Below are 11,585 nucleotides of genomic sequence, written 5' to 3'. Positions count from 1 at the left end.
GTCCAAGGCATGCACCGGCTTCGCTTCACGACCGCCTCGGCCCTGTTCGAAGCCTTCCCGACGGCCGTGGCGGATGTCGGCGGGCCCGTCGTGGAGCAGGAGAGCCTGGCCTATGCGGCCGAACTGGCCGGATCCGGAAACGTCATGGGCGCGCTCTCCTTCGTCGCCTACCTGCTGCCGCGCCGCGAGGCCGTGCACTGGGCCTGCCAGAGCGTGCGCAGCCTCCCGGGCTCGCCCGACGACGGAGAGACGGCCTGCCTGGAGGCGGCGGAGCGATGGGTGAGGACCCCCGACGAGGATCTCCGCTTCGCCGCAGCGCGGACGGCGCTCGGCGCGCAGCAGACCTCCCCCGCGACCTTCGCCGCCTACGGGGCGGGCTACGCCGGGCGCACGCTCGCGCCGCCGGATCTGGGCCCGGCTCCCGCCGCGCCTCACCTCACGGCCCGGTCCGTGCGCTGCGTGTTCCTGCTCGCCGGCCTGCGGGTGGCGCAAGACCGCCAGACCGCATGGCGCCGCACGGCGCTCGAGGCCGGCGTCCGGTTGGCGACATGAGCGAGGCACGATGGCGCTGACCTTGACCATCGAGAACGTCGAGAGCCTGCCGGATGGCGGGCCGCTGAGCATCGGCGTCGCCGGCCGGCGCGGCATCGACATCGGCCGGGACCCCTACCTCGACTGGACCTTGCCCGACCCGAGCCGAACCATCTCCGGCAAGCATTGCGAGGTGCGCTACCAGGACGGCGGCTACCTGCTCTACGACGTCTCCACCAACGGCACCTATCTCAACGGATCCCAGCACAGGGTCCAGTCGCCCCACCGGCTTCGCACCGGCGACAGCCTGGCGATCGGCCAGTACATCATCCGCGTCGAGGTCCAGGACGAGCAGGACGCGAAGCCCGGCGCCGGGGGGAGCGCCGCGCCGCAGCCTGAGGATCTCTGGACGATGGACGGCGAGGTCGCCTCGCCGATGGACCCGCGGGAGCTGCGCGGGGGGCGCCAGGCCCGCCCAATCCACAGCGACTTCCTCGAACAGGCCATGGGGAGCCCCGCGCTCTACGACGTCCCGGCCGCCGGCGAGGACGTAGCGCGCCGGGCGGAGGCGCCGGACTGGAGCCGGACGGACCCGTCGCTCGCCTGGGCGCCCCCCGCGCCGCGGGCGTCGGATCCCGTCGAGCCTGCGCCGGTCCCCCCAGCGCCGCGTCGCCCGACATCCCCCGCCCCTGCGGTCTGGGACGATGCCCCGGCCCCTGCCCCGCAGCCGGCGCCGGCGGCCGCGGCCAGCCCGAATCCGTCGGCCGGCGAGACGCCCGCCGCCTCCCAGGACCTCGCGGCGGCCTTCGCCGCCAGGTTCGCGCAGGGCGCGGGATTGTCTCCGGACAAGTTCGCGGACCGGGACGCCTTGCTGTTGGCGCAGCTCGCCGGCGAACTGATCCACGACGTCGTGGTCGACCTGATGCAGCTGCTGGGCGCCCGCAACGAGGCCAAGAGGCTCTCGCGCAGCGTCACCCAGACGGTGATCCAGCCGCTCGACAACAATCCCCTGAAGTTCTCGCCGACGCCCGAAGACGCGCTGAACGTCATGCTCGGGCCGCCGACGAAGAGCTACCTCGACGCGCGCAGGGCGCTGGCCCAGGGCTTCGCCGACCTCAAGTCGCACCAGCTGCGGACCTACTCGGCCATGCAGGCCGCGGTCCGGGCGCTCGCGGCCGATCTCGATCCGGACGCGATCGCCGCCTCCGTCCCGGCGTCGGGCGGCCTCTCGGAGATGATCGGCTCCCGCAAGGCGCGGCTGTGGGACGCCTACGTCACCCGTTGGAAGGCCAAGACGCAGCAGCACGAGGACGGCCTGGTGGACGTCTTCATGCTGGAGTTTGCAGACATCTATGATCGCGGCCCGGACAGCAAAGGCTAGGTCGCGCCACGCCGAACGAATGATAGGAATGCGATGTCCTGGCACAGCAAGGTGGTGTGGAGAGAGGGGCTGTTCCTGCGGCCGCAGCATCTGCAGCAGAACGACCGGTACCATGAGCGGCTCGTCGAGAGCCGGACCCGGCACATCTCGCCCTACCCTTGGGGCTTCTCGCATCTGGAGATCGATCGGGATCTCGCGCAGCAGAGCAAATTCGCGCTCCGCCGGGCCGTCGGCGTCATGCCGGACGGCGCCCCCTTCGACGTCCCGGGCGGCAGCCCGCCGCCCGCCCCCATCGACGTGCCGGACAACGCCGCCGGCCAGATCGTCTGGCTGACCATGCCGGCCGCCTCGTCCAACACGCGCGAGGTGGACCATCGGCCGGCCGGAAGCGCCAGCCGCTACACCGAAGGGGCGGAGACGGTCATCGATTCCACCTCCGAGTTGCGCAGCGAGGAGGAGATCGACGTCGCCTATCCGCGCCTGGCCTTTGACCTGCGCAAGACGCCGCGTCCGGAATACCTTAACCTCGCGGTCGCCCGCATCGTCGAGATCCGCGACAAGCTGATCATCTTCGACGAGAAGTTCGCGCCGCCCATCCTGGTCTGCTCGGCCCATCCGGTGGTCAATGGCTGGCTCGACCGGGTGATCGGCTGGATCGACAACAAGCTGGAGGAGCTCGCCCGCTACGCGGCTGACCCGACGGCCGGCGGCGGGCTGCAGAGCGTCGATTACTTCGTGCTCCAGCTGCTGAACCGCACCATCCCGGTGCTGAAGCACTACCGCTCCTCCGTCTACGTGCATCCGGAACGGCTGTTCACCGCGCTCGTGTCCCTGGCCGGAGAACTGGCGACCTTCGCCACCACGGAGCGAAGGGCCCGGCTCTATCCGGCCTATGACCACGACGAGCTCGAAAAGGTCTTCGATCCCGTCATGCGCGACCTGCAGGACTTCCTCAGCGCCCGGCTGGGGCGCCGCGCCATCCGGCTGGAGATCATCGAGCGAGCCCAGAACGCGTTCCTGTCGCCGATCCGCGACCGCACGCTGTTCCGCAACGCCACGCTCGTGCTGGAGGTCGCCGCGCGCCGGCCCCTGGGCGAGATCCAGGGCCAGTTCCCGCACCTCTTCAAGGTCGGGCCGAACACCAAGATGAACGAGATCGTGCACGCCCACCTGCCGGGCGTCCCGCTCGTGCACCTGCCGACCCCGCCGCCGCAGATCCGCGCCATCACCGACCACGTCTATTTCTACCTGGACCGGACCTCTCCCCTCTGGCCCGAATTCAGCACCGCGGCGTCGATCGGCATGCATTTTTCCGGTGAGTGGCCCGAGCTCGAGCTCGACCTCTGGGCCGTGCTGGAGGATCGGCGATGAGCGACAAGGACAACCCGTTCGGCCTGGGCGGCGGGGAGCGGACCGTCATCCGGCCCAACCCCGGACAGCGCCTGCCGGCGGCCCCCGTCGCGCCCTTGAACCCGTCCCGCTCGCCGTCGGCGTCGACCGTCCGGCCCGCGCCGACGCCGAGGGCCGCCGGCAAGGAGGGGGCGGACGAGTGGATCTCCAGCTCCCGGGGGCCGGAGCCCCAATCCGCGACGCCCCGCGCCGAGGATCTTCGCTTCGACGACCTCGCCGCGCCTCATCCCAACCCCATCATGCGCGCGGCGGGCCCGCTGCTGCTGCTGCTCGGGCGGCTGCGGGTCGCCATGGTGCGCGCCTCCTTCGCCAGCCTGATGGAGCAGGTCGCGGCCGCCATCGCCTTCTTCGACAAGGACATCCGCGCCGCCGGCGTCCCGCCCGAGCAGGCCAACGTCGCAAAATACCTCGTCTGCGCCACGGCCGACGACATCGTGCAGAACATCCCCACGGAGGACCGGCACGTCTGGACGCAGTACAGCATGCTCAGCCGCTTCTTCGGCGAGCGCACCGGCGGCGTGCGCTTCTTCGAGGAGCTGGACAGGCTCAAGAACGAGCCCGCCGCCAACTACAACGTGCTGGAACTCCAGCACGCCTGCCTGGCGCTCGGCTTCCAGGGCCTGCACCGGACGACCGGCGGCGGCGCCGTCCAGCTGCAGACGATCCAGCGCAACCTCTACGAAACGCTGCGCCGCATCCGCCCCAAGATCCCTCGCGAACTCTCGCTTCGCTGGCGCGGCCAGGAGCTCGGCGCCCGCGGCTCGCGCCTGCGCGTGCCCGTCTGGGCCGTGGCGGGCGTGGCGGCGCTGAGCCTGTTCGCGCTCTTCGTCGCCTTGCGGGCGACGCTCGCGGACGCCAGCGAGCGCGTCGCCGAAGCCAATCTCGCCTTGCTGCCCAGCACGCCGGTCTCGCTGCAGCGCAGGCTGCCGGCTTCGCCGCCCACTCCGCCGGCCCAGTCGCTGACCCAGCTTCAGCGCATCCGCGCCGGGCTGGGGCCGGGCGTCGACGGATGCGCGCTCGGCGCGGACATCCTCGGCCGCTGGATCGCGATCCGGGTCTGCAGCGGCATCATGTTCGAGTCCGGGCAGGCCAGCGTGCTCGCGCAGTTCAAGCCGGTGGCCATGCGGATCGCCCAGACCATCGAGAAGGAGGCCGGGCCGGTGATGATCGTCGGCCACACGGACAACCAGCCCCTCTCGCCGACGAACCGCTTCAAGAACAATCAGCAACTGTCCGTGGAGCGCGCCAGGGCGGCGGCCGCCCTGATCGCGCCGACTTTCGCCGACCCGTCGCGGATCACCACCGAGGGCCGCGGGCCCGACGATCCCGTGGCGGACAACAAGACGGCCGAGGGCCGCGCCCGAAACAGGCGAGTCGAGTTCCTCGTCACCCGCATCGATTGATCGAGGCTCCAGCCGCGTCCCGGACGCATTCAGGACAGAGGTCGATGTTCAACAAGGACGCCCTCGGAAAAGACGTCTTCCGGATCATCCTCTACGGGGTCGGGCTGGGCTCGATCTCGGCCATGATCTACCTGGCCGGCCCCTATGTGGAGTTCGGCGGCTGGCGTCCGCTCGAAAACCACATCGTGCGCGAGATCGTCATCGTCGTCCTCGTGGCGGCCTTCGCGGCGTTTTCGGGAGTGAAGCTCTGGCGGCGCAAGGCCAACGCCGCGGCGCTGGGCGAAGGCATCGCCGGCGAGGCGGTGGAGGACGACGCGGAGGAGCTTTCCGGACGCATGAAGGACGCGCTGGCCACGCTCAAGCAGGCCAGCGGGGGCAAGGCCGACTTCCTCTACGAGCTCCCCTGGTACGTCATCATCGGCCCGCCGGGCTCGGGCAAGACCACCGCGCTGGTCAATTCCGGGCTGAAATTTCCGCTCGCCGGGAAGTCCACGCCCTCCGCCGTCGCGGGCGTCGGCGGCACGCGCTACTGCGACTGGTGGTTCACCGAGGACGCCGTGCTGATCGACACCGCCGGCCGCTACACCACGCAGGACTCAGACGCCCGGTCCGACAAGCAGAGCTGGCTCGCCTTCCTCGACATCCTCAAGAAGAACCGCCCGCGGCAGCCGATCAACGGCGTCATCGTGGCGATCAGCCTGCACGACGTCCTGAGCCTCGATCCCGAGGAGCTCGCGGCCCACGCCAAGGCCATCCGCGCGCGCCTTCTCGAACTGCACGACCGGCTCAAGGTGGATTTTCCCGTCTACGCCCTCTTCACGAAATGCGACCTCGTCGCCGGTTTCACCGAGTATTTCGGCGACCTCGGCGAGCAGGCCCGCCGCCAGGTCTGGGGCGCGACCTTCCAGACGAACGACAAGACCAAGAACCTCGTCAGCAACGTCCCGGACGAGTACGACGCACTCATCGAGCGGCTGAATCTCGACATGCCGGACCGGCTCCAGGACGAGCCCGCGCCCGCGACGCGGGCCGCGCTCTACGGCTTCCCGGCCCAGATGGCCGCCCTGAAGCGCCCCGTCTACGCCTTCCTGAACGCCGTCTTCGAACCCACCCGCTACCACGTCAACGCCACCCTGCGCGGCTTCTACTTCACCTCCGGCACCCAGCAGGGCACCCCCATCGACCAGCTGATCGTGGCGCTCAGCAAGAATTTCGGCGCGCAGGAGATCGCCGGGAACGCGTTCTCGGGCCTGGGCAAGAGCTATTTCCTGTCGGACCTCATCCAGAACGTGATCATCGGCGAGGCCGCATGGGTGTCGACCGACCCGCGCGCCGTGCGCCGGGCGAGGATCCTGAAGGCCATGGCCTTCGCCGCCATCGCGCTCGTCGCCGCCACGGCCGCGGGCGCATGGTGGGTGAGTTGGAACCGAAACGTCGCGCTCATCGCCGCCACCGACGGGGCCGGCAAGGAGTTCGCCGCGGCCGGCGGCCCCATCCCGCGAGAAGACGTCGTCGCCGACCGCGACTTCAGCAAGGTCCTGCCCCTGCTGCAGAAGCTGCGCCACATGCCGACCGGCTTCGCCCAGAAGGACGCGCCCGTGCCGGTTGCGGCGACCTTCGGCCTCAGCCAGTGGGAGCGGCTCGAATCCTCGTCCGTGAGCGCCTATCGGCTGGCGCTCGAGCGGATGCTGCGGCCCCGGCTGCTTTACCGTCTCGAGGAGGTCCTGGAGCAACGGGCCGGCGATCCCGGCTATGTGTACGAAGCCCTCAAGGTCTACATGATGCTTGGCGGACTGCACGCGGCCGACCGCGAGCTCATCCTGTCCTGGGAGCGGCAGGATTGGGCGGACTCCCTCTATCCCGGACCGGCGCAGGCGGAGGGACGCAAGGCGCTGGAAGACCATCTCAACGCCATGCTCGACCTCGAGCCAGGCCACCAGCCGCTGGTCCAGGTCAGCGGCGCGGTGGTCGCGGAGAGCCAGCGAACCCTGGCCCGGCTGAGCGTCGCGCAGCGCGCCTACGAGCTCCTAAAATCCCAGGCCCGGTCCCTCAGCATCCCGGACTGGAGCGCCGCCAGGGCCGGCGGACCCGATTTCGAGCGCGTCTTCGAAGCCGCCGGCGGAGCGCCCGTCGAGACGCTGCGCACGCCGGGCTTCTTCACCTATGCGGGCTTCCAGCGCGCCTTCATGGCCCGGCTTCCGGACATCGCGGACCGGATCAACAAGGAGCGCTGGGTGCTGGGCGAACTCGGCGAGCAGTCCTCCGTCGCCGACCAGTACAAGACGCTGCCGAACGATCTCCTGGCGCTCTACGGCAAGGAGTTCGTGGCGACGTGGCGGGCCGTGCTCGCCAGGATCACGATCCGGCGCCTCACGGCGGACAAGCCCCGCTACCTCGCCCTGACGGCCGCGGCCGCCGCCAACTCGCCCCTCAAGGCGCTGTTTGAATCCATCCGCGACGAGACCGCCCTGACCCGGGAGCGCCCGGGGGCCAAGCCGGCCGACGCCGGCGCCGCGCAGCCCGCCGCCGCCAGCCTGGTCACGGGCCAGGACCAGCCGCCCGGTGCGGCCATCGAGGCCCAGTTCAGGCCGTTCCACGCCTGGGTCGAGGCGGTGGGCTCGCGCCGGCAGATCGACGAGCTGGTGGCGCAGCTCAGCGACATCCGCGACAACCTGATCACCTCGGCCAACGTGCCCGGGCAGTCTCCCCAGGCCAATGCGGCCCTGCAGTCCCAGGTGCAGCGCTTCCGGTCGAGCGCCAACCAGCTGCCCGATCCCTTCAAGGACCAGCTGATGCGCGTCGCGTCAGCCTTCCAGACCGACGTCGTGAACTCCGAGCTGGGCCAGCTCGCCCGGGCGCTCGGCGACCAGGTCACCGGCGCCTGCCAGCAGGTCGTGAACGGCCGTTACCCGTTCGCGCGCGGCGTGGCGAACGAGATCGCCCTCTCCGATTTCGGCCGCGTCTTCGGCCAGGGCGGCGTGATGGACCGGTTCTTCCAGACCTACCTTCAAAAATACGCCGACACCTCGAAGCCGACATGGACATGGCGGGCGGACCAGCCGCTCACCGGCAGCCTGTCTCCCGGCCTCCTGCGCGAGTTCCAGCGCGCGCAGCAGATCCGCGAGACGTTCTTCAGCGGCGGACCCCAGCCGCAGATCGCCATGACGGTCTATCCGCCGATCCTGAGCGGCAGCGGCGTGACGGCGAAGTTCGAGATGAACGGCCAGGTCGTGACCGCCCAGGCCGGCGTCGCCGGCTCGCCGCAGGCGATGATCTGGCCGGCCGGGGGCGGCCGCGCCGCGGTGCTGCTGTCCTACGACGCGCCGGCCTCCGCCCTGCTCGGCGGCGCGCAGCCCGCGCCCTCCGCTCCGGCCGTTCTGGAGCGCTCGGGCGCCTGGTCGCTGTTCCGGCTCCTGGACGCCGGCGCGCCCGTGCAGAAGGGCGAGAGGCTCGTCGCGAGCTTCATCGTGGGCGGCCGCGAGTTGCAATACCAGTTCAGCTTCGGGTCGCGGCAGAACCCTTATTCCCTCGCCGCCTTGCGCGAGTTTCGCTGCCCCGCGGGGATCTGACATGCGCTTCGGGCTGTTCGGGAAGCTGCAATCCAAGCGCGACTTCATCGCGATCGGGACGCCGCGCGTCTTCCTGTCGGTCTGGGACCCCTGGATCCAGGCCAGCATGGCGTCGAGCCGCCTCCTCCTCGCCGAGGGCTGGCGCGACGCGTTCCTCACCTCCCCGATCTGGCGCTTCTGGCTCGGCGCGGATCTGTGCGGCGCGACCGTCTCCGGCGCGCTGATGCCCTCCATGGACGGGGTGGGCCGCTATTTCCCGCTCGCCGTGCTGGCGATCGCCGAGGATGGGGAAGCGCAGCCTCCTCCCGAGCTCGACGACGCCGCCGGATGGCATGACCGTCTGGAGGAGTTCCTCGTCGGGACGCTGGAGAGCGCCGCACCGTTCGACGCCACCATCGCCGGCCTGGCGGCCCTCCCCTTTCCGCCGTCGGCTCGCCCCGAAGACGTCTCGTCCGGCTCCCTCGGGATCGCGGGCCGCGTCGACGCAGGCTTCCCGGATTTCTTCGCCAGGAGCCGCATCGCAGGGTCCCGCGACGTCTATGCGGGCATGACGTTCTGGTGGACCACGGGCGGGCGCGACTACCCGCCCGCCGCCCTGGCGGTCCGGGGCATGCCGGACCCGGTCCGCTACGCCGCAATGCTGACGGGGCGCTTCGGCGAGCCCGGTCCAGAAGCGGACGACGACCAATGACAGGCCTGCAGGACCTTCGCTTCGAGACCGGGGCCGCGACCCATGTCGGCAAGGTGCGCGCGCAGAACGAGGACAATCTCCTGACGCGGCCGGAGATCGGCCTCTGGTGCGTCGCGGACGGGATGGGCGGCCACGAAGCGGGCGGACTGGCGAGCGCCGCCATCGTCGAGGCGCTTCGGCATGTGAGGCCGCCGGCCACGGCCGCCGGCCTGCTCGCGGCCAGCCGCCAGAGCCTCGTCGACGCCAATGCGGCGATCCGGGCGATCGCGAAGGCCCGCGGCTTCGCCCTCGTGGGCGCGACGGTGGTCGTCCTGCTCGCGTCCGGGCGCCATTTCGCCTGCCTGTGGGCGGGCGACAGCCGGCTCTACCGCATCCGCGCCGGAGCCGCCGCGCAGCTCACGAGGGACCATAGCGAGGTCCAGGACATGGTCGACAAGGGTCTCCTGTCCGACGACGAGGCGAGGACCTGGCCCGGCCGCAACGTCATCACCCGCGCGATCGGAGCATCCCCCGCCCCCGACCTGGACATGCTCCAGGGCGACATCGAGCCGGGAGACGTCTTCCTGTTGTGCAGCGACGGGCTGACCACCCATGTGGCGGACGACGAGATCGCCGCCCGGGCGACGGCGCGGGCGCCCCAGGACGCCTGCGCGGCGCTGGTGGACCTCACGCTCGAGCGCGGCGGCGCCGACAACGTCACGGTGGTGATCGTGCGCAGCTCCGCCGTGGAGCGGACGATCGTCGCCGCCGGCCAGCCACGGCCCGCGCCACGGGATCGGTCATGACGGACCCCACGCGGATCCAGCTCGCTCCCGGCTTCCTGCCCGCCGGCACGCGGCTCAGCGGCATCTACGAGATCGACGCCCCTCTCGCACAGGGCGGCATGGGCGAGGTCTATCGCGGGCGCGCCATCGAGACCGGAGACGCCGTCGCCATCAAGGTGGTCCGCGCCGACATGGCCCGGGACGAGGCGGTGCTGGCCCTGTTCCGGCGCGAGGCGTCGGCGCTCGGCCGGCTGCATCACGAGGCCATCGTCCGCTATTTCGTGTTCACGCTGGACCCTGCGCTGCAGCGCCACTACCTGGCGATGGAGCTGGTCGAAGGGGTCTCGCTTTCGGAGCTCCTGGAGCGCGGCCCGCTCGGCGCGGACGAAGCCTGCCGCCTGCTGCGCAGGGTGGCGCTGGGCCTGCAGGCGGCGCATGAGCGCGGCGTCGTTCACCGCGACGTCTCGCCCGACAACATCATCATCGAGGACGGCGATGTCGGGCACGCCCGGATCATCGACTTCGGGATCGCCCGCTCCACCCGCCTCGGCGACGCCACCGTGATCGGCAGCGGTTTCGCCGGCAAGTACAACTACGTCTCGCCCGAGCAGCTCGGCCTCGCCGGCGGCGAGGTCACGGGGCGATCGGACATCTACAGCCTGGGGCTCGTGATCGTGCAGTGCCTCCGCGGCAAGCCGATCGACATGGGCGGAAGCCAGGCCGACATCGTCGACAAGCGCCGGCGCCTCCCCGATCTCTCCGACGTCGACCCGCGCCTGCGCGGGCTGCTCGAGCGCATGCTGCAGCCCCATCCGCAGGACCGGCCCGCCACCATGGCGGAGGTCGCCGCCTGCGCCTCGCCGGCGCCCGCTCCCTCCGTCCGGCCCCCCTCCGAGGACCCGGAGCCCGCCCCTCGCCGCAGGGCCGCCTTCCCCTCATCCGTCTCGCTAAAGCCTCCCCGCGTCCGGCGCCGCTGGCCCTGGGCGGCCGCGGCGGTAGCGCTCGCGGTCCTCGCCGTCGGCGGGCTCGTGGTCTTCCAGGCGAACGATCCCTGGACATTCCCGACCCCGCCGCCCGCGCCGACCCTCGGAAGCCCCGACGTCGGCGCGCCGCCCGTCGGGTCCGACGATGTGCGACGCATCGCCGACTTCATCCGCGACTATGACGGCGGACGCTGCTTCCTGGCGCTGCCGACCGCCCTGACGGCCAGCTCGGCCGACATCGAGGCTTTCGCCCGGGACGAGCGCCCCTTCCACGATCTCGACCGCGCCTTCAAGGCCGCGAACGGGTTCGAGGCCGCCATCGAGGGCGGGCAGGTCGCCGCCGGGCAATGCGCGGCGCTCGGCTTCATCCAGGAGCTGCGCCGCAAGGCCGGCGCGGAAGTGGCGCGGCTCTCGATCGCCCGCACGCGCGTCAGCCAGGGAGGACTGCTGGAAGGCAGGCTCGCCGGCGGGCCGGCCCATGTGGCGCTCCTCGTCGTCGACGACGCGGGCGGGGTCAGCGACGTCACGGATCGCCTCGTCGGCGAGGCCGACAGGAGCTTCTCCATGCAGCTCAGCCGTGAGAGCGGAAAGGGCGCCAGCCCGATGCTCCTGGTCTCGCTCGGCGGGACGCAGCCGGTGTCGGGACTCGTCTCGGCCCTCCAGGCGACGCGGGACGGACCCGCCGCGTCGGACGGCAAGGCGGCCCAGGCGCCGCCCGGACGGATCGAAGTGGGCGTCAAATACTTCAAGCTGGACTGATGTACGATTTGTCACCCCGCACCGCCGCGCGGCATGGCACGATGCTCCTGGCGGACCACCGGAGAGGGGGCGGCCCACGCCGATGCATTTCGCC

At 71.2% G+C, this 11,585-nt stretch carries 8 protein-coding genes; all 8 read left to right on the top strand.

All coding sequences use genetic code 11. From position 1 onward, the window contains the following. The first annotated feature begins 9 nt into the window (after positions 1–9). Genes ACYVO7_RS13460 through ACYVO7_RS13425 form a run of 8 tightly spaced genes read left to right on the top strand, consistent with a single transcriptional unit; the run spans position 10 to position 11,491 of the window. Positions 10–552, top strand: coding sequence for a DUF6931 family protein (locus tag ACYVO7_RS13460; protein WP_460450339.1), 543 nt, complete (start codon positions 10–12; stop codon positions 550–552). A gap of 10 nt (positions 553–562) precedes the next feature. Continuing rightward, entirely contained in the window at positions 563–1,912 is a 1,350-nt protein-coding gene (gene tagH / locus ACYVO7_RS13455) for a type VI secretion system-associated FHA domain protein TagH (protein WP_460450338.1), read from the top strand. A gap of 33 nt (positions 1,913–1,945) precedes the next feature. Beyond that, positions 1,946–3,283, top strand: coding sequence for a type VI secretion system baseplate subunit TssK (tssK, locus tag ACYVO7_RS13450; protein WP_460450337.1), 1,338 nt, complete (start codon positions 1,946–1,948; stop codon positions 3,281–3,283). After that, positions 3,280–4,725 carry a type IVB secretion system protein IcmH/DotU gene (gene icmH / locus ACYVO7_RS13445; RefSeq protein WP_460450336.1) on the top strand — a complete coding sequence of 482 codons (1,446 nt, stop codon included), beginning with the start codon at positions 3,280–3,282 and terminating at the stop codon, positions 4,723–4,725. Before tssK ends, icmH begins: the two co-directional genes overlap by 4 nt. A 44-nt stretch (positions 4,726–4,769) precedes the next feature. Next, on the top strand, positions 4,770–8,294 hold the full coding sequence (gene tssM, locus ACYVO7_RS13440) for a type VI secretion system membrane subunit TssM (RefSeq protein WP_460450335.1): 3,525 nt from the start codon (positions 4,770–4,772) through the stop codon (positions 8,292–8,294). Between the two features lies 1 nt (position 8,295). After that, entirely contained in the window at positions 8,296–8,985 is a 690-nt protein-coding gene (gene tagF / locus ACYVO7_RS13435; RefSeq protein ID WP_460450334.1) for a type VI secretion system-associated protein TagF, read from the top strand. After that, positions 8,982–9,770 (top strand): PP2C family protein-serine/threonine phosphatase, encoded by a 789-nt coding sequence (locus tag ACYVO7_RS13430; RefSeq protein WP_460450333.1) that lies wholly within the window; start codon positions 8,982–8,984, stop codon positions 9,768–9,770. Before tagF ends, ACYVO7_RS13430 begins: the two co-directional genes overlap by 4 nt. Then, complete coding sequence (locus ACYVO7_RS13425) at positions 9,767–11,491, top strand: serine/threonine-protein kinase (protein WP_460450332.1); 1,725 nt, start codon at positions 9,767–9,769, stop codon at positions 11,489–11,491. The genes ACYVO7_RS13430 and ACYVO7_RS13425 overlap by 4 nt, the downstream gene beginning before the upstream one ends. The last annotated feature ends 94 nt before the right edge of the window (positions 11,492–11,585 follow it).

This window comes from Alsobacter sp. SYSU BS001988, from assembly GCF_054796215.1.
The sequence above is the reverse complement of the archived record's forward strand: the minus strand, read 5'-3'. Positions and strand labels throughout refer to the sequence as shown.